Consider the following 20,405-nt stretch of genomic DNA (forward strand, 5'->3'; position numbering starts at 1 on the left):
ACTGGATTCCAGTGGGCTTTGTTGCATCGCTCTTCGGATAGTAGGTAACGTACAATAAATTCATGAAGCTATCTCAAACTTAGCCATGCCTATTTCAGTAAATTTGTTAAGCAAATAACATTTGAGTAGCAGTTCCCTCTCACGATTCATTTCAGATTTGTTCCTAAAACTAAATCCAAATGTCTTTTTTAATCGCGAGAAAAAACCTTCTATATAAGATCTTTTTCCATAACTCATCTCTTTTTTCCACTTCTTTATACCATCTTCATCATATGACTTTATGAGCTTGACTGCAGAATTTCTCTCAGCCATATAGTCTAACTTTGGATGCTCTGCTGCGTTGTTTTTCGGAGGAATTTTCGTTTTTATACCATATTGATTACACAGCTTATAGAGCTTTTCTCTGTCATATGCCCTATCTGCATATAGTACTTTTATGACATACTGAAAATCGACTTCTTTTAGCAAATCACAAGCTCCATAGTGATCAGAGTAGATACCGTTACTGTATTTTACAGCTATGGCTTTTTTGCTGTTTGTATTCAACATTACATGCAATTTTCTTGTCTGTTCATAGCTGCGATACTTTCTATCTTCGCTATTTTCTTTGCTATGACCAGGAGTGTTGTTGTATATACTAATTCCTGTACTGTCTATAGCAATTTCGATATCTTCCATATTATTTTTATCAATTCTGCAATCATTGATCTTAATATTGAGTTTCTTAAACCTTCTTGATGATTGTGAATAGCTGATAACTTGCAAATTTTTCCCAATTTGCTCAAGGTATCCTGCTATAAACCCAACTGTTTGCCTCAGGCCTATTCTAAATAAACAAGTTATTATGTGCACCAAAATTACAACTTTATCGCTATAAATATTGTTGCCACCTGGTATTTTTGGACCATTCTCGTACCACTTTTCTATGGCTTCGTTGATATAATGAAAAATATTTCCTCTTTTTTCTAGAAATTTGTTATATTCGCTATGGTTACTGACCCTCATTTTTTGTGGCATATTTTTTCTTCAACAGTTAAATCGCTATTTATAATGAATTTTGTCAGTAACTGCCAGTTCTTTTCACTTGAGCGATGCAACAAAGCCATTCCAGTGTCAAGCACTGGAATGACACCGTTATAAAGAAACCAGTGTCAGCTACTTGAATGACACAGTCTTTGCTTAAACCCGTAACGTTCGTACATTTTGCTAAAAGTTCAAATATCAACATCATGCACGTTGAGTGCATTGCTATTAATAAAATCACGGCGTGGTTCAACTATATCACCCATTAGTATTGAAAATATGGAATCAGCTTCTTCACAATCTTTTATTTCAACCTTTAGTAAAGTTCTAGCCTCAGGATTTAACGTAGTATCCCATAGCTGATCAGCATTCATTTCACCAAGACCTTTAAATCTCTGCAGAGTTAAACCTTTTTTACCATAGTCCATTATTATTTTTGCAAGCGTACTTGGAGAAGTGATTCTTATTTCAGTTTCTTGTGACTTTAAAAATGAATCACCATTAAATAAATTACTTATACCATCAAGCAAACTTAATATGTTTTGCATATCTTTGCCTTCAAGCATACTAAGTGCAAATATATATTTGTCTGCCAATCCTTGAAACAATTTAGAGATATGAATTTCTTTTTCTTCATCTTTTCTTTCCACTTCCCAAGTGTATTCGCTGTACATTAACTTCAAATACTTTAATATCTCATCAGCCGATGATAGAGCATTCTTTTTACTTAAAATTAGCAATGACTCTAAGAGATTTTGTGGTATTTCTCTATCATAATTTTTGCTAATATTAGAAATGCTAACGCATTTATTCAAAATAAGGCGCAAATCGTTAAATTCTGTAGCTGTACTACTTAGTGTTAATCTTTTAACTGCTGAGTTTATTATATACTCTTCAAAAGTTTCGTCATCTTTAATATAAGTGTCTTTAGCATTCTTTGTAACTTTATAGAGGGGTGGCTGTGCTATGTATAAGTAGCCTTTTTCAATAACTTCACGCATGTGTCTAAAAAAGAAAGTCAGAATCAAAGTTCTTATATGTGAACCATCAACATCTGCATCTGTCATGATGATAATTTTATGATATCTAGCTTTTTCAATATCGAAGTGTTCACTCCCTATTCCAGCACCAATTGCAGTAATTAAAGAGCCTATTTCTGCAGATGAAAAAATACGATCTAAACTTACACGTTCTACGTTTAGAATTTTTCCTCTTAAGGCAAGCACTGCTTGTGTTTTACGATTACGCCCCTGCTTTGCAGTACCACCTGCTGAATTACCCTCTACTATAAATAATTCCGATAACTCAGGGGCTTTTTCCTGGCAATCAGCAAGCTTTCCTGGCAGAGTTGCAATATCAATATTGTTTTTGCTTTTAACTAGCTCTCGTGCTTTTCTTGCGGCTTCTCTTCCTTTTGCTGACCTAATTGCTCTTTCTACTATGCTTGCCGCCAATTTGGGATCAGTTTCAAGGATTGTGCTCAATTTATCAGAAACTATACTTTCTACAACTGCACGTGCTTCAGAACTAACTAGTTTATCTTTTGTTTGTGAAGAAAACTTAGGGTCAGGCATCTTGAGAGATAAAACACAAGTTAAACCTTCTCTAACGTCCTCTCCAGTTAAATTTACTTTTGCTTTCTTTAAAAACCCTTCATTAGTTGCATAGTTATTGATACATCTAGTTAGTGCAGATCTAAATCCTGCCAAATGCGTACCACCATCTCGTTGCCGTATATTATTAGTGAAACACAACATATTCTCATAGTAGGAATCATTCCATTCCATCGATATTTCCAAGCTGATGCCAAGATCTTCTGCATCTCCTTTCATACTGGCAATTTTAGTTACATGTGTCTTATTCTTATCTAAATACTGCACAAAATTTGCTGTACCAAAATTGTCTTTAGATTGATTGCTCTGATTGAAATGAGATTCTGTATATGGTTCATTGCGCAGATCACGTAAAGTAATGTCGATATTTGAATTTAAAAATGCTAATTCTCTTATACGACTTTCAAGCGTTGAGTAACTGAAATTAATGCCATTAAAAGTCTCTGTTGATGGCATGAACGTGACTTTAGTTCCTCTTTTGTTTGTATTTTCGTTGACTACCTTTAAAGGTTCAATAGACTCACCATCTTCAAAACGCATAAAGTGTTCTTTCTTATTGCGCCAAATAGTTAATTCCAACCAGCTTGATAATGCATTCACAACTGAGATTCCAACACCATGTAATCCCCCAGAAACCTTATAGGTATTGCTGTCAAATTTACCACCAGCATGGAGTTGAGTCATTATTACCTCTGCTGCTGATATTCCTTCTTCTTCATGAATGTCAGTTGGAATGCCACGACCATTATCAGTTACAGATACTGAACCATCTGCATTTATACTAACTTCAATTTTATCACAATATCCAGCTAAAGACTCATCTATTGCGTTGTCAACAACCTCATATACCATGTGGTGCAAGCCAGATCCATCGTCAGTGTCACCAATGTACATACCTGGACGTTTCCTTACAGCATCAAGACCCCTTAAGATTTTTATTGCATCGGCATTATAACTATTTTCCATGGTATTGCTTCGTTTATGAATGTTAATTAATATTACATTCATATATGCTGATTAGCAACATTTTTAAACTGATAACCCATATTAAAAGCACAATTTTACGAATGTTTATTTTTGAAGACAGCAAATAGTGTCATTCCAATGTGTCTTCCAGGTGGAGATTAAATTATAACGCTCATGCAGTTGCGTAATTAACAGAAGAATCTATAATTCAGTTTACGTATTTTCTGATCTCAGCCAAAATCTTATCAGATTGACTTTCGTCTGAATTTAAATCGGCTGCAAAGTGTGTAACATATTTTCCTCCAGGGCCAATAAGATATATTATCGAAGAATGGTTGATTTCTTCTTCTCCACCAACTTTGCTTGCATATACTTTGTATTTCGCAACTACTTCGTCTATTTTTTCTCTTTCACCAGTTAACATTTGTATTCTGTGGTCAAATTGCTGCTGAAATTCTTTAAGTCTTTCCGTGCTATCGCGCTCAGGATCAACTGTGATAAAAAATGTTTGTAGCTTGTTGTTAGTTTTCTCATCTAACTTTGCAAGTGTTTCTGAAATTATTCCAAGGTTCATAGGGCAAGTTCTTTTGCATGAGGAAAACCCAAAGAAAATCATCATGTATTTATCTTTAAAATCACTACTGCGCAGGATCTGTCCGTCCTGATTAATTAAAGAAAAATCTCCGCCTATCTTAACTTCTGCGTTGTGAATCGCTACTGGGGCAAATATGCCTTTTTTAGTGAAATAACAATAACCTAAAAAAACAACTGCTAATGCTGCTAGCACATTAGATAACAATCTTACAAACCTTACCATTAGAATGCTCTCAGTAAAATTAAATTGTATCTTTATTGGTTGATCTATTCAATACATTTATTCCAAAGTGTATTGTTAATTTTGTCTAACAGTTTCTTATGTTCATCAATTTCTTCACTATTTGGTGAATGTTCTCTGGGAGTTAGATTACGCACTTTATGCTGAACGAATGTAGAGTTACTGTCCTGATTGCATTCATTATCAAACAGAAAGGTTTGTAACCCTCCTGTAAGTTCAACATATACCTTTGCAAGCAATTGAGCATCAACTAGTGCTCCGTGCAATTCTCTATTCTCTAGCGATATATCAAAACGCTTACATAATGCATTCAAAGAAGCAGGTGATCCTGCGAATTTTTTCCTCGCAAGAGGTAATGTATCTAGCACTCTATCTGAGGAAATTAACCCAGCATTCAGCTTGCTTAACTCCATGTTAAGGAACTTAACATCGAATTCAGCGTTGTGAATTACCAAAATATCATTAGATATAAAGTCAAGAAATTCAAGTGCAACATCTGAAAATAATGGTTTATCTTCTAAAAATTCTTCACTAATACCGTGAATCTTAAATGAGTGATAAGGTATATCTCTTTCTGGGTTAAGGTACCGATGGAATACTTTACCTGTTGGAATGCGGTTAATTAATTCCACACACCCTATTTCAATAATTCGATGACCAGATCCAGTGTCAAGACCTGTCGTTTCAGTGTCAAGTACTATTTCGCGTAGCTTGCTTTCCATTTCAAAAAAAACTCATCTTACTTGTCATTTGTCTTATCGTTACTTGTCTTTTTATAGTGAATAGAAACAAGCAACCAGCTTGGGTCTGATGAATTAACATTTTTTTTGAATTGCCATACATCCTCAACTTTATTAATGGTGGATGTACTACCTGATATGATATCCCCTTTATTATTCTTAACGAAGTTAATTTGCTCTGAAAGGAAATATACTGCAATAAACACTGCGTTTTTTACTAGCTTTATTTCTAAAATCTTTTGTGAAACAATAGAAACAATTATAGACTCGTGCACCTCTTTACGATGTTTAATCTTCTCTGCAAAATTATCATATAAGTCTTTATCGAGAAGTGGTTTTAACTGAGACAAATTTCCTTGATTGAAACATTTTATTATTAATTCAAAAGCTATGCTTGAACCTTCTATAAAGTGGGAAATAGAAAAATCTTTGTTTTTTTTTAATATTTGTTTATAAGTAACTTTTATTGAATTTTCATCATTGCTATCAATGTAACCCTCAATGTTTTCTACTACATCTTCTCTACTTCGGCTTACATCCAATACATTAGTTAGCTTTTTTAGGTTGAGGTTGGCTGACCTTCCTAAAGAATTATACAAACGTGAAAAAATGAACGCCGCTAATAAAGCATATATTACAAGCTCTATCATAGTAACTCAACTCCTTGGCATATAAAGTATCCGAACATTATTAATTATTAATGAAAATATGTTTTTCATATCAACTTATAATCAGGTTTGCTATTCGTTTGTAAATGAATATATTATATAAGAAAGTATTAAATATCTCAACTTAATTAAAGGAGACGTAAGAAATGCCACAACAAAAAATGAGAATTCACGGTCAATATGTTAAAGATCTATCATTTGAGAATCCGAATTCGCCATTCCTTTCTTCTAGTAAAGCTCCAGATATTAATGTAATGGTTAATATCAATTCAGCAAAATTAGAAGGGACGAAAAACAAAGAAGAAGTGAATGAAGAAAAATCTTTCCATGAAATTACTTTGCATATAGAAGTCAAAGCAACGGTAAAAGATGAAGGCATAAAAGATGGCGTAGCTTTCATTTGTGAGACGAAATATTGTGGTATTTTTTCAATAGAAAATTTAAAAGAGTTGAGTGAGGAAGAGGTAAGACAAGCTTTGTTTATTGGCGGACCTACTTTTCTTTTCCCTTTTGCAAGAGAAATAATTGCAAGAGTTACAAGTAGTGGTGGATTTCCCCCACTGATGCTAGATCCTATAGATTTTGAAACTATGTATGAGCAGCAAGGTCAACAACAAAAAAGTAACGGTAGTAATTCCAATTTTAACTAATATGATGTAACTTGATGAATAATTCTTTAAACGCAAAAACGACTTTAAACATTGACGGGAAGTCATACAACTATTTTAGCCTAAGTAGTGTTAGTGAATTTTTAGGAATAGATGTGACTAAATTGCCCTGCTCACTTAAGGTTCTGCTTGAAAATTTATTGCGCAATGAAGATGGAGTAAACGTAAAGCTGGATGACATAAGAGTGCTAGCAGACTGCGTTAATAAACACACTAATCACGAAATTAGCTATAAACCAGCAAGGGTGTTGATGCAAGATTTTACAGGGGTTCCTGCTGTTGTTGATCTAGCTTCAATGCGGAGCTATGTTAAGAAAAATGGAGGAAACCCGAGCAACATAAATCCGTCTGTACCGGTTGATCTTGTGATTGACCATTCTGTTCAAGTAGATAGTTATGGAAGTGTTTCCGCATTCAGTAAGAATGTTGAGCTAGAAGTAAAAAGAAATTTGGAGAGATATCAATTTTTAAAGTGGGGGGAATCGTCCTTCACAAATTTTAGAGTAGTGCCGCCTGGCACAGGGATTTGCCACCAAGTGAATCTTGAATATTTAGCGCAAGTTGTGTGTAATAATGATGGAGTCATATATCCTGACACTTTAGTTGGTACTGACAGCCATACTACAATGGTTAACGGATTATCAGTTCTTGGTTGGGGTGTTGGAGGCATAGAAGCTGAGTCTGTGATGCTTGGTCAACCAATTAGTATGGTGATTCCAGAAGTAGTTGGATTTAAATTAATTGGCAGATTGCCGGAAGGAGTAACTGCGACTGATTTAGTGCTGACGGTTACCAATATCCTAAGAACAAAAGGCGTTGTTGGTAAGTTTGTAGAATTTTATGGTGATGGTTTAGATTATTTATCTTTGGCAGATAGAGCCACTATAGCAAACATGGCCCCAGAGTATGGTGCAACTTGTGGGTTTTTTCCAATTGATCAGAAAACACTCGATTATTTACATTTAACAGGGCGACCAGAAAAGCTGATTAAGTTAGTTGAGGCTTATGCGAAAGAGCAAGGATTGTGGCGTGGCAATAATAAGTTAGCATTTTTTGACGCACTAGAACTTGATTTATCGAGCGTGAAGCCAGTAATGGCTGGTCCTAAAAGACCACAAGATAAGGTTTTTCTTTCACAAGTGGCAGAGTCTTTTTCTAAATCATTTTCAGTTAATGAGTCAAAGGAAAGCGATAAACTCCAAGATGGAAGTGTAGTTATTGCAGCAATAACAAGCTGCACTAATACCTCAAATCCAAGTGTGATGATTGCTGCAGGTCTTGTAGCTCGTAATGCAATTAAACTTGGATTAAAATCAAAGCCTTGGGTTAAAACTTCTCTTGCTCCAGGGTCACAAGTTGTAACAGAATATTTAGAAAAGTCTGGATTGCAGGTAGATCTAAATGCTTTGGGTTTTAATCTAGTTGGATATGGTTGCACAACTTGCATTGGGAATTCTGGTCCACTTAATAAAGATATAGAAAATGGCATTAAAAACAAAAACTTAACCGTTGCTGCAGTTTTATCTGGCAATCGTAACTTTGAAGGAAGAATTCATCCGTTAGTCAAAGCTAATTACTTGGCATCTCCGCCACTTGTTGTTGCATATGCACTTGCTGGTACTGTGCAAATTGATCTGACAAAAGATTCAATATGCAAAGATAAGAATGGAAATGATGTCTATCTCAAAGATATATGGCCAACAAACAATGAAATCGAAGATTGTGTTAAAAGTGTGGTAACACGTGAGATGTTCATACAAAAGTATAAGGATGTTTTTTCTGGTGATGAACATTGGCGAAAGATAAAGTGTGAAAAAAGTGAAATCTATAATTGGGATGCAAACAGCACTTACATACAAAATCCGCCTTATTTTGATAACTTATCACCTAAAAATAATAAAATCGATATAAAGGGTGCACAAATATTAGCAATGTTTGGCGATAGCATAACTACTGATCATATTTCCCCTGCGGGAAATATTGCCTCGAGTAGTCCTGCCGGTCTATATTTAAAAGGGCTTGGAATTGAACCACAGGATTTCAATTCATATGGATCTCGTCGTGGTAATCACAATGTAATGATGCGTGGGACTTTTGCTAACATTAGAATAAAAAATGAAATGGTTAGCACCGAAGGTGGATATACAAAATATATTCCTTCTCAAGAAACTATGCCAATTTTTGATGCGGCGATGCGCTACAAGGAAGCTCTCATCATTGTGGCAGGAAAGGAGTATGGCACAGGTTCAAGTAGGGATTGGGCAGCAAAGGGTACTTTATTGTTGGGGATTAAAGTTGTAATTGCAGAAAGCTTTGAGCGTATACATAGGTCCAACTTAGTTGGTATGGGTGTTCTTCCACTTATATTCCAAAATGGAATAACCAGAAAGATATTTGATGGTAGCGAGGTAATGAGCATAAAAGGTGAAATAGTGCCGAGTGGAAATCTAGAATGTATCATCAAAAGAAAGGATAATTCAAGGCAATCAATTCAACTCAAATGCTGTGTACAAACCGCAACTGAGACTAAATACTTGATGTGTGGTGGAGTGTTGAGCTACATACTTGCACAATCTTTTTGATTTAGTGAAGTTATTGCATGGACTTCTTTTAGCCAGCCCTGATCCCTTTGTAAATAGCAATTTGCTCTGCGCAAAGTTATGATATAATTTCACCATACATATGGTGTCGGAGTATTTTTTGGAGATAATTATATATGATAAGCTCTATACAAGAACCTAATGAACTCAGAAAACGTTTACAAGGATTTTATCGTACTGATGAAAAGAGTTATATACGTTATCTTGTAGAAAAAGCAGAGCTTTCGGCTGATTCAAAAAATAGAATTTATAATATAGCAAAACAAGTTATTGAAAAAATCAAACACAATAAATTAAGTATTGTAGATTCCTTTATGCAGCAATACTCGCTTTCCAATGATGAAGGAATAGCGCTTATGTGTCTTGCTGAGTCACTACTTAGAATACCAGATGATTATACAATAGACGAGCTAATCAAAGATAAAATTGCCAATCAGGAATGGAATAAATATTTAGGGCACTCTTCTTCGTTGTTTGTTAATGCTTCCACATGGAGCTTGATGATAGGTAGCAGTATATTGAGAGATAATGAAGGCGATTCGAAGTTCTATTACGCAATTTCTAAGTTACTTAAGAATTTAGGAGAACCGATCATTCGCAAAGCAGTAAAACAAGCAATGTCTATGCTTGGTAATCATTTTGTTGTTGGAGAAACCATAGAAGAAGCTTTAAGGTACGCAAAACTAGATGACAATAGTAAGTTTTTATACTCTTTTGATATGCTTGGCGAAGCTGCTCACACAACTGAGGATGCAGAAGAGTATTTTAATTCATACATGCACTCAATAAAAGCTATAGGTGAATCCACTGAAATAAATGATTGTTTTAAATCCCATGGAATTTCAATCAAACTTTCTGCTTTACACCCACGTTATGAATTTAGTCAATTTGGCCGAATTGCTGGTGAGATATTCACTAAGGTTTTAGAGCTCTGCCGCGAGGCAAAAAAATACAACATTTCACTATGCATAGACGCAGAAGAAACAGAAAGGCTTGAAATTTCCTTAATCTTGTTTGAACAATTACGGCTTGATGAATCACTTTCTGAGTGGGAAGGGCTCGGCTTGGCTGTACAAGCATATCAAAAACGTGCTTTATCTGTTCTTGACTTTGTAGAGGATGTTGCTATTCGATCAAATCATAAAATTATGGTGAGGCTTGTAAAAGGTGCATATTGGGATTCAGAAATCAAGTGTACGCAAGAATTGGGATTAAATGATTACTCAGTATTTACAAGAAAAAGCTATACTGACGTATCTTACCTCGTGTGCGCACAGAAACTTTTGAGTAAACCAAACAGCTTTTACCCATGCTTTGGAACTCATAACGTCTATACTTTTGCTTCTATCATGGAACTTGCTGATAAAAACCACCCTGGATTTGAATTTCAACGCTTACATGGAATGGCAAAAGACTTATATGATTATGCAATGTCAGAGCTTGCAACAAATGTTAGCTGTCGTGTCTACGCACCCGTTGGGGAACATAGTGACTTGTTGCCTTATCTTATAAGACGCCTTCTTGAAAATGGAGCTAATAGTTCGTTTGTTAATCAAATAAGTGATCCTAACGTTAAAATCGATGAGTTAATTTCAGATCCACTGGAAAAAGCTATAAATTTTAATTATGAACCTCATCCAGGCATTCCATTACCACAAGATATTTTGGGACCAGAAAGAAAAAATTCCTTGGGGATGGATATTAGTGATTCTGTGATAGTCTCACAATTTGCAGATGATATAAAGGGTTTTAGTGAAAAAAAGTGGCAAGTTGGACCAATAATTGATGGAAAAGCACTATTTGATAATGCTGAATTTATCGAAGTAGTGAATCCTGCACATTTGGAAAATGTAATTGGAGAAGTGTCAAGTGCAACAAGCGATCAAGCTTTAAACGCTCTTGAAATAGCACATAGTGCTTTTGCTAAGTGGCAGAATGTTTCAGCAGAAGAGCGCGCTAAATGCCTTGAAAAAGCTGCAGATTTGCTTGAGGAAAGGATGAAAGAGTTAATTTACATTCTGATTGTGGAAGCAGGAAAAATTTTATCCGATGCAATAGCAGAAGTAAGAGAGGCAATCGACTTTCTGCGTTATTATGCAATGATAGCAAAAAATGAACTGAGCGACTGGAAAAAATTGCCGGGCCCAACAGGTGAAGATAACTTCATCTTTTTTGAAGGCAGAGGAGTTTTCTTATGCATATCACCGTGGAATTTTCCGCTCGCTATCTTCATTGGGCAGGTCTCAGCTGCACTTGCAGCAGGTAATGCAGTGCTGGCAAAACCGGCAGAGCAAACGCCGATTATTGCCTACGAAGCTGTTAAGATACTACATGAAGCTGGGATACCAAAGAATGTGTTACACCTCATTCCTGGGGATGGTGGATATTTAGGCAAAATATTAGTTCCAGACAATAGAATTGCCGGAGTAGCTTTTACTGGCTCAACACAAACTGCTCAAATAATCAATAAAATGCTTGCAAATAGGGATGGTCCTATTGTGCCACTTATTGCTGAAACAGGAGGGCTCAATGCTATGATAGTTGATAGCTCTGCTCTTTTAGAGCAAGTGGCTATGGATGCTTTGCTTTCTGCGTTTCGTAGCAGTGGTCAACGCTGTTCTGCGCTTAGAGTGCTGTTTATTCAAGAGGACATAGCAGAGAAGCAGATAAAAATGATATGCGGTGCAGCGCAAGAACTCAAGATTGGTGACCCAATACAACTTAGTACTGATATTGGTCCAATAATTGATAAAGCATCTATCGATATGCTCACTCAACATACGCAAAAAATGTCAGAGGATGAAGATTCAAATCTGTTATTTAAAGTACCCATGGATACAAATTCTCATAATGGTTATTTCTTTCCTCCATATATTTATGAGATACAAAAAATTTCGCAATTAAAGCAAGAGGTATTTGGTCCTATTTTACATATCATACGTTTTAACAAGTCACAATTAAATGAAGTTATAAGTGATATAAATAGTACTGGATATGGGCTTACGTTTTCTTTGCAGAGTCGTATACAAAGTCAAATTGACACTATAAGTAAAAAAATATCAGTTGGAAATGTCTACATCAACCGTAACCAGATAGGTGCAGCAGTTGGGATACAACCATTTGGTGGTAGAGGACTATCTGGCACTGGGCCAAAAGCTGGTGGTCCTCATTATTTACAGCGTTTTTCTACAGAAAAAGTTGTAAGTGTTAACACTACAGCATTTGGTGGTAACACTACACTTATGTGTTTGGATTAATTTGCAGGCCCTAATTTTTCTTACCCCTAAACTAGACGTTCGTGCAGTTATGTACACAGCGCTAAAATCCGAAAAGGACCAGCTCATGCACTGAAATAAATCGTATCCGTTCAGCCAATGGCGTCAACTTAAGAACTTTCATTAGCAAACTCTCCTAAAGACATGATGGCGTTTAGGCTTATCTACTTTATTGCGGCTGTCCCGGTCGGATTTTAACTTTAGCGCGTATACTTAAAAAGGGCTTGAAAGTTTTTTGGCGCAATAAGTACCTGATAGAGTTTCTGTCTCATTACACTAAATAAAACTGAAAAATTTAAACGATACTCAGTAATTTGATCTGGGTTCCAAGGCCCTTGTGCATCACATATATGAAGCGATAATATATTGCACATGACCAAGTTTGCCCAAAATTCTTGTAATACAGCCTCTCCAGAAAAATTCTCTAACTCTGCTCCTACTTTGAGTCGTTTCCTCTATGTGCCACCTTAACACATAAGCTTTGCTCCAAAGTCTCAGTCAAAAACTCTGTTTCTCAGTTGGCTAATGTCAGCACTATAACTCTTACTTTCTGTCCTTTCATTTTATTTTTTAGCTTTTCATTTTCTAATATAAAATCAAAATCTAATTCGCCAGCGTTCCCATAGCTTACTATAATTTCTTTTTTGCAAGCGAAAAATAAAATCTACTTCCAAATCATAATGCTGCTGAATGAATTTTACTGAAGACGATCATAGATAAATAATAATTTCTCTTGATTTAATAAACGCATTTGAGTGATAACTTCGGGTAATTGCTCTGCCGCCAACGTTTGTTCACCTATATTCCAAGCTGCAAGACGAGCACTACAAATCAGCGAAGTACACAAATCAACAAACAAATTGCCAATGGTGCCTGTTGTTCCATTTGGTTCAAACTCGGATACAATTTCCCCAGAGCTGGGTAATCTCATACCAGAACCATCTGCTGCAATAATACCAATTCTCATTGTTGTCCAGTCAAATAGGAAACATTGCAGAGTTGTTTAATTGTGGAGCTGGCAAGAGAAGTAATAAATTTGCACAAAGCACCCTCAAGTAGAGCAATTGTATCGTATATTTTATTGCGCAAAATGTTCTGTTTTATATATAACCAAAGCCTCTCAACAGGATTTAGCTCAGGTGAGTATGGAGGTAGGTATATAATGTCGATATTTTTAGGTACCTTTAAATTTTTTGACCTATGCCAACTAGCACAGTCCATAACGAGAAAAGCCTCTCGTGTTTCTAGATATTGCGAAATTTGCTCAAGAAATATGTTCATGCAATCAGTGTTGACATTTGGTGCAAATAAGCTAGAACTCTCTCCATTTCTAGGATTAACTGCACTATAGAGATAGAAATTTTGCCTACCTAATTTTGTTTTAACCTGTGTTCTAATCCCCTTTTTAAACCACCCATGTCCAACTTTTGAATGTGTGCCAAACCGTGATTCATCAAAGAAAAATAGCTCTTTTTCTGGATACTTGCTAATAGCTCCATTGAGATTTTTTTTTGAATTCCTCTTGTTTGCTTTTATCTTGTCCATTATGAACTGGTCTTGGTGTAATATATGAGAATTTCATCTTTTGCATATGGCGGTGTACTGTAGATTTGCTGATATTTAATCCGAACTTTTCCTGGATTCTTATTCTCATTTCTTTAATGGTGATATTAGGATTTTCTTCTATCCACTCTTCAATTTGCTGTAGTTGAGCCTGATTTAATTTAGTTTTTCTACGACGTTGTGAAGGAGCAAACAGTTTTTCTTCTCTGCCAATTTTCAAGAGTTTTACCCACGAAGTTAGTGCGCTTCTTGAAATGCAATATATTTTTGCTACAGCCGTTATACTGTACTTTTTTGCTGCAATTACAGCATTTAGTTTTTTTGAAACATATGCATTATTCCTTACTTTCTTCAGCATTTCTTTTGCTGATTCTACTACTTTTTCATCCAATAATTTTGATCTTAATGCCATTTAAACCTCGCTATTTTACTTACTTCAGTATGGCTTTTCTTCCATCATTGTCCATCTGTTTGCCCTGTAATGGGAATTGGTATTAGAGGTTGTCCGGAAACTAGTAAATTCAAGCATATTCCCTCTTTAACATAACCCTACTCATAGCTAGGTATATGAAATTCTCAGTGGATGTTGTGAGTAAATCATACTCCTTCGATAGCCTTCTATTCCTATTAACCCAAGCAAAAGTCCTTTCTACAACCCATCTTCTTGGCTGTACTTTAAACCCTTGTTCTCTTGTTGGTAGTAGCTCAGGTGGCGTATCTTTGTGCACCCAAAATCTACATGGAGGCCTTGTAACAATTTCAATATCTATGTCATATTCTTCCTTTATGTGATTCTTTAAATTTCTTCCTTGGTATCCCATGTCAGCCCACATTTTTTTAACTTTAGTATATTTTGTTCTCATATTGTTTAATGCTATTTTAATACCATCTCTATCATTTTCGTTAGCAGCGCCTACGTAACAACCTAGTATAAAACCCTGAGTGTCTGTAATTATATGCCTTTTTCTACCCTTTACTTTTTTACTTCCATCATAGCCTTTGATCCCCCCTTTTCTGTAGTCTTTACAGATTGACTATCTACTATACAGGCACTCGGCTGCTCATTCCTTCCTATTTTTCTTCTACTATATTTTGTAATTTCATAATTCATTTTCTCAAAAATTCCCTGCTTCTTCCATTGCCTGAACTGCTCATACACAGTCTTCCATAGCGGAAAATCATTTGGTAAATACCGCCATTGACACCCTGTACGCAATACATAGAAAATTGCTTCTAATATTTCTCTTTTGCTATACTTTGGCGGCCTTCCTCCTTTCTTGTATGATACTCTGAAGTGTTTTTCTATTCTTGCCCATTCCCTTTCGCTTAGATCTGTTGGATACTTTTTTCTCATCTTTACCCCGTACTAAAATTTCAGATATTATAGCCTTTTACTTGTTTCCGGACAACCTCTTAGTCTATAGCCTCTCCAACTCAGGTTCATCCTGATAGGCTGTTTGGATGCTTAAATTCTTGAAAGCCTGTATGGCAAATCTTATACCTTGCTTTAGAAAAAGCTTGCTTTGAGGGTACATGTCAATGGCTCCATAAGTTCACATTCTATTCCCAAACTTTTTTTAACTAACTTTAAAATCATAGAAAATACTGTCGAAAAAGGAAGTTTTCTTGTTCGTGTAAAACTCAACACAATGGATTTTCTGAAAAGTTTTCGAGTATATTGCATTTTTAATTTGTAAGATAAGATCTTTTCCTTTTTGCATGCCTCACCTAAAAAAGACACATTTTAAACTTTTTTGTTGCAATAAAATAGAAACAAAAGTGCTGTCCCTTGCACTCTTTGGATAATTTAATGATAAAAAATTTGGAGAGAAATTTTATACACAATCTCTGACATTTTTCCTTAAGTTGACGCCATTGTGTGAACGGTTACGGTTTCCCGTCTTCACCATACTATATAGAAAAAAGTCTGGATTCCAATTTGCATGACAATATGGAGTATCTGCTTCTTTCATCCCAGTGGGATCTTTTATTCCATTTTATCAACAGTTTGTTTTGCAGTATCAAACAATTTTAATCCTATAATCCCGAATGTAACTAAAATAAAGCATATTACTTCGAATAAATTAACTGGTTCATTAAATAGATAAACTCCAAGTATCGAAGCTCCTATAGCGCCCACTCCAGTCCAAATTGCATAGCATACTCCGATAGGTATAGAACGTGTAGCGAGCGAAAGTAAATACGTACTAAGAGCCATGGAGAATATGCTAATTATTGATGGTACGAGATGAGTAAATCCATAACTATGCTTAAGTGTTATGACCCAGAACACTTCAATTAGTGACGATAAGAGTAAATATATCCAATTCATGCATAAATTTTTAGGTTTAAATAGAGAGCTTTAGCCCTATGCTTCCTATTACAATTAAAACGATACATAAAACTTGAGATAAATTAATATTCTCTGTGAAAGTGGTTGCACCAATTATAGTTATTCCAATTGTGCATATTCCAGAGGAAACTGCATAGCATACTCTAATAGGTAGAAAGCATGCTGCAAGAGATAAAAAATAAATGCTAATGATCATAATTACCAATGTTGCAATCGAAGGCACAACTTTAGTAAAACTGTTACTAAACTTTAGCGTTACAGCCCACAGTATCTCTAGGATACTAGACAGCAACAAATATAACCAGCACATTTTCGTAACATTTCAATCTTGTATTGTAACAGAAATTGTTAGTTAAAACTACACTAAAGTGCAATAAATCTCTCTTTCGAAATTGCTTTAATATCAAACTTAAAATAACATCCTAAAAAACTTTTCTACGAAATTCAATTCCTGCACGTCATTTGCTGCATAAAGTGGTGTAGTTTGTTGCTCAATGCCTGGTATTTCTACAAAAACTTTGCCCACTTCTTGACCTTTTTTAATTGGTGCAGGTATCATATCTTTATATTCGATACGCACCTTAATTTGGTCATGCAATTTGCGGTTGTAAGTTATGGTAACATCGTTTGCAACTGTAATAGGCACTTTTTTATCTTTTCCATAGAGAACATTTACTTTCTCAACTACACTGCCTCTAGCGAATATTTTCTTGGTGTTAAAATGATTTAAGGAATATTGTATCAGTCTTTTTGCTTCTTCTATTCGCTCTTTCTCAGTGTTTAAACCATTTACAACAGCAAAAATTCTCCTATCATTTCGTTTTGCAGATGCTACAATGCCGTAACCACCAGCATTTGTATAACCGGTTTTTAAACCGTCAACCCCAATATCGTGAAAAAGTAGAAGATTTTTATTCTTTTGTACAATTTCATTATATGTCAAATATTGTTCAGAAAATAAATCATAATATTCAGGAAAATCGGTGAAAATCCTTTTTGCCAGCATTACCAAGTCTTTTGCGCTCATGAAATGATCTTCGTCTGGCCACCCACTTGAGTTGACAAAATGACTGTCATTCAGATTCAAATTTTGTGCAACTTCATTCATTTCAGCCACAAAATTCTCTTCTGATCCTGCAATACCCTCGGCTAGTGTTATGCAGGCATCATTACCTGAGACTATTGTAATTCCTTCAAGTAATTCCCTCACCGTAACAAATTGACCTTCTTTCAAAAACATAGAAGAGCCTTTTCTTTCCCACGCTTTTCTACTCACTCGAAATCTATCCTCCATATTTATTATTCCAGCTTTTAGATAATCGAAGGCTATATATAAAGTCATTAGCTTGCTCATTGAAGATGGGGCCATTTTTTCATCGGAATTATGGTCAAAAATGAACGAGTCTGAAGCTAAATCTAAGACTACTGCTTGCTTTGCTTTGGTTCTAAACTGGTATGAGTATGAAGAAAAAGGAAGTATAAAAACTAATAGCAAAATTACCAATCTGCTTAACATATCTATAATTTTAAATTTATAGTGCACTAATTAATAGTATAATTTTACAGGGGCATTTCAATAGATCTCTTGCATAAAAATTCCTTGACAAACCTCGCCAGCCCCCTTATCATGAAACTGAAGCTATTTATTTATCTTCTCTGTACAGATTAAATGACAAAAAAACTCACGTATCTGGCGTCTCATGTTTAATTTTTTGCACTATGTGCACCTTATGTCTTTATAAAATTTCTAGGTTTTTACCTAATATAAGCTAAAATGCGCTTATAAAGCATTTAAAACATAAAAAAACGCCAACTTAAAAAATGGATAGTGAATAACTAGCTACCCTAGGGTTTCTTTTGCCTTTTTTTCTGTTTAGTAAATTTCTTAAACATTTATGACTAAAGGTTAGTTGCATTAAAAAGCAGCTAAATCGCGGTTATTAAGCGTTTAGAATAAAAAAACGCCATACTTGAAAGTATAATGTAAGTAATTAGCCAACCACGGGGCTTCTTTTGCCTTTTTTTTCGTTTGGTAAATTTCTTAAATATTTATAGCTAAACGACAACCGTCATCCCGCTACGTGTTAGCGGGATCTCTTGTTAGCGGCTGAGATACCGCGAATGAATCGCGGTATGACGGTTCGCGGTGACATGACGATAACCTCGTCATCCCGCTACGTGTTAGCGGGATCTATGTTAAGGTATGGCGGTTAAATAAGGGATCTATGTTAAGAGATACCGCGAATGAATCGCGGTATGACGGTTCGCGGCGGGATTCCAGTGTCTGGGCACTGGGATGACAGGAAAAGGGGCTACTTGGATTACAGCAGATCACCTCTTCACAAAAATTTTATCAGTAATACGCATATCAATAATACTCCAATCGCTGAAAGTAAAATCAGTTGTATTTTGCAAGTGGTTTAAATATTCCCATGCACTATAAGGGTTATCTTCAGGCAGTTTTACTGTGGAATCGTTATCAAGTATGATATTCCATCTTCTATTCCCTATATAAGCAAAAGAAGAAATGTGGTCACTTAATTGAGTTTTACTCTCTAACACATCTCTAACAAATTCTAGGTTTGATAACGAGTTTTGTCCTGTAATTACAACAAGATCATCTACTGGATAGTCATCTACGATCACTTTGCCTTCGAAATCAATTACCGAGGTTTTGTTATTATCTTTCCAGAGAGCAAACGGTTTATGCTCATCTATATTAATGCGTAGAGTATTGGGCAAAATTCTGTGAACTCTTACGTGTTTTATCCACCTGCTTACGGATTGTATGTTACCGGCAAGTTTTGAAAGTGATATATACAGGATAGGTTGCGTTCTATCTGTCAAACTTAGAATATCCTTTTTGTTTGTAAATTTATTGCCGCTCACGACTACTTCGTCGATTGAAAATCCACTACTGAGTAATAAACTAGATAGGCAGTCATTATACCAAGTAAAGTAGTAATTAAATCGATTTATTATTTTATCAAGTGAGCTGTAAAGTATTAGCGTAAGAAAAAGTGCTGTGATAATAACCAAGGCACACTTACGCAAAAAACTCCTTTGGCTTCTAGTAATACTGCTCAACATGACTTAAATCCCTAATATTTTTGTGCTGCAAACTATCTTCAATAATAATTTTAACTAATTCATTAAAATTGATTCCTTTTGCCAATTTTGCAATTTCTGGCACTAACGATAACTCAGTAAAGCCAGGATGTGTATTAATCTCAAGCATTTTTAAAGTGTTATTCTTGGGATTATAACGAAAGTCTGAGCGGGAAATAGTTTTGCATCCTAAAAATTGATGAACTTTCAGTGCGTGTTCCAAGGTCATTTTATATATATTGTCAGGAATTTCAGCAGGAAATATATGTTCTGCAAATCCATCTGTATACTTTGCTTCATAATCATAGAATTTATTTTTTGGTCGTATTTCCATAGTGCCAATTGCTTCATCCAGCAATACAGCAGTATGTAACTCTATGCCCGGTATGTATTCTTCTACGATCATCAAATCTCTTGTCATAGAAGTAGCTCCTTCCTTGTCATCCAAGTAGCCAGATACTGTTTTTTTTTCCTGGTCACGCGCTGGAATGACATCAAATTTCAGTTTTAAATAATCCTCATGTGAGGAAACAATATGTACTCCGATGCTAGAGCCTTCATTAATTGGTTTTAAGACGTACGGATAATCAATTTTAATATTATTTTTTAGTAGATCTTCTCGGCTAATTACATAACCTTTTGGAGTATCAATACTAAGGGACCAAAATATATGCTTTGACATTGCCTTGTTCATAGCAACAGCAGAAGCCATAACTCCTGAGTGTGTATATTTTATACCTAAGATTTCCAATAAACCTTGAATGCAGCCATCTTCACCATAAGGTCCATGCAGAGCGATAAAAGCAAGGCCCGGATTAATTTTTTTAAGCTTTTCAGCAATGTTGCTGTCAACATCTATTTCTATTGCATTACATGAAAGGCTATCAAGTGCCTTCTTTACTGCTCTTCCACTCATAAGTGATATTTCTCTCTCACAAGAAAATCCACCACTTAAAATTGCTATAGTTGGAACCATGGGCACTCTTAGAAGAA

The 20,405-nt window shown here is 35.3% G+C and carries 15 protein-coding genes and 2 pseudogenes; 3 read left to right on the forward strand and 14 right to left on the reverse strand.

The window, feature by feature from the left end:
• Positions 1–60 precede the first annotated feature (60 nt).
• The 5 genes from OPR21_RS06260 to OPR21_RS06280 form a co-directional block, all read right to left on the reverse strand.
• Positions 61–1,017 carry an IS5 family transposase gene (locus OPR21_RS06260; protein WP_265029833.1) on the reverse strand — a complete coding sequence of 319 codons (957 nt, stop codon included), beginning with the start codon at positions 1,015–1,017 and terminating at the stop codon, positions 61–63.
• Between the two features lie 197 nt (positions 1,018–1,214).
• Complete coding sequence (gene gyrB / locus OPR21_RS06265) at positions 1,215–3,602, reverse strand: DNA topoisomerase (ATP-hydrolyzing) subunit B (RefSeq protein WP_265029834.1); 2,388 nt, start codon at positions 3,600–3,602, stop codon at positions 1,215–1,217.
• A 208-nt stretch (positions 3,603–3,810) separates the two neighbouring features.
• Positions 3,811–4,419, reverse strand: a complete 609-nt coding sequence (locus tag OPR21_RS06270; protein ID WP_236514420.1) for an SCO family protein — start codon at positions 4,417–4,419, stop codon at positions 3,811–3,813.
• A 44-nt stretch (positions 4,420–4,463) separates the two neighbouring features.
• The gene (dnaQ, locus tag OPR21_RS06275) at positions 4,464–5,159 is read right to left on the reverse strand and encodes a DNA polymerase III subunit epsilon (RefSeq protein ID WP_006279763.1); all 696 of its coding nucleotides are present in this window, start codon (positions 5,157–5,159) and stop codon (positions 4,464–4,466) included.
• Positions 5,160–5,176: 17 nt separating this feature from the next.
• Complete coding sequence (locus OPR21_RS06280) at positions 5,177–5,827, reverse strand: Tim44/TimA family putative adaptor protein (protein WP_006279762.1); 651 nt, start codon at positions 5,825–5,827, stop codon at positions 5,177–5,179.
• A gap of 164 nt (positions 5,828–5,991) precedes the next feature.
• On the opposite strand from OPR21_RS06280, the gene secB reads away from it, so the two are divergent.
• The 3 genes from secB (at position 5,992) to putA (ending at position 12,370) form a co-directional block, all read left to right on the forward strand.
• Positions 5,992–6,495, forward strand: coding sequence for a protein-export chaperone SecB (gene secB, locus OPR21_RS06285; protein ID WP_006279761.1), 504 nt, complete (start codon positions 5,992–5,994; stop codon positions 6,493–6,495).
• 14 nt (positions 6,496–6,509) lie between these two features.
• On the forward strand, positions 6,510–9,095 hold the full coding sequence (gene acnA / locus OPR21_RS06290; RefSeq protein WP_265029835.1) for an aconitate hydratase AcnA: 2,586 nt from the start codon (positions 6,510–6,512) through the stop codon (positions 9,093–9,095).
• A 134-nt stretch (positions 9,096–9,229) separates the two neighbouring features.
• Entirely contained in the window at positions 9,230–12,370 is a 3,141-nt protein-coding gene (putA, locus tag OPR21_RS06295) for a bifunctional proline dehydrogenase/L-glutamate gamma-semialdehyde dehydrogenase PutA (protein WP_236514422.1), read from the forward strand.
• A gap of 141 nt (positions 12,371–12,511) precedes the next feature.
• On the opposite strand, the pseudogene OPR21_RS06300 reads toward putA, so the two are convergent.
• The 9 genes and pseudogenes from OPR21_RS06300 to OPR21_RS06340 all read right to left on the reverse strand — a co-directional run.
• Positions 12,512–13,343 (reverse strand): annotated as a pseudogene (locus OPR21_RS06300) (transposase); the annotation flags it as partial.
• A gap of 8 nt (positions 13,344–13,351) precedes the next feature.
• Positions 13,352–14,363, reverse strand: a protein-coding gene (locus OPR21_RS06305; RefSeq protein WP_265029767.1) for an IS630 family transposase whose coding sequence is annotated in 2 segments (ribosomal slippage) — positions 13,352–13,900 and positions 13,902–14,363 — 1,011 coding nt in all. Because the reading frame shifts where the segments join, the coding sequence is not laid out codon by codon here.
• Between the two features lie 109 nt (positions 14,364–14,472).
• Positions 14,473–15,305, reverse strand: a protein-coding gene (locus OPR21_RS06310) for an IS5-like element ISWpi1 family transposase (protein ID WP_236514306.1) whose coding sequence is annotated in 2 segments (ribosomal slippage) — positions 14,473–14,936 and positions 14,936–15,305 — 834 coding nt in all. Because the reading frame shifts where the segments join, the coding sequence is not laid out codon by codon here.
• A gap of 30 nt (positions 15,306–15,335) precedes the next feature.
• A pseudogene (locus OPR21_RS06315) lies at positions 15,336–15,672 on the reverse strand (IS4-like element ISWosp8 family transposase); the annotation flags it as partial.
• 266 nt (positions 15,673–15,938) lie between these two features.
• Positions 15,939–16,283, reverse strand: coding sequence for a DMT family transporter (locus OPR21_RS06320; RefSeq protein ID WP_265025536.1), 345 nt, complete (start codon positions 16,281–16,283; stop codon positions 15,939–15,941).
• A 16-nt stretch (positions 16,284–16,299) separates the two neighbouring features.
• Entirely contained in the window at positions 16,300–16,599 is a 300-nt protein-coding gene (locus OPR21_RS06325; protein ID WP_244662759.1) for a DMT family transporter, read from the reverse strand.
• Positions 16,600–16,713: 114 nt separating this feature from the next.
• On the reverse strand, positions 16,714–17,820 hold the full coding sequence (locus OPR21_RS06330; protein ID WP_265029836.1) for a D-alanyl-D-alanine carboxypeptidase family protein: 1,107 nt from the start codon (positions 17,818–17,820) through the stop codon (positions 16,714–16,716).
• An 815-nt stretch (positions 17,821–18,635) separates the two neighbouring features.
• Positions 18,636–19,394 carry a cell division protein FtsQ/DivIB gene (locus OPR21_RS06335; protein WP_265029837.1) on the reverse strand — a complete coding sequence of 253 codons (759 nt, stop codon included), beginning with the start codon at positions 19,392–19,394 and terminating at the stop codon, positions 18,636–18,638.
• On the reverse strand, positions 19,375–20,394 hold the full coding sequence (locus OPR21_RS06340; protein ID WP_265029838.1) for a D-alanine--D-alanine ligase: 1,020 nt from the start codon (positions 20,392–20,394) through the stop codon (positions 19,375–19,377). Before OPR21_RS06340 ends, OPR21_RS06335 begins: the two co-directional genes overlap by 20 nt.
• Between the last annotated feature and the right edge of the window lie 11 nt (positions 20,395–20,405).

This window comes from Wolbachia endosymbiont (group A) of Philonthus cognatus, assembly GCF_947251755.1.
Taxonomy (GTDB): Bacteria; Pseudomonadota; Alphaproteobacteria; order Rickettsiales; family Anaplasmataceae; genus Wolbachia; species Wolbachia pipientis.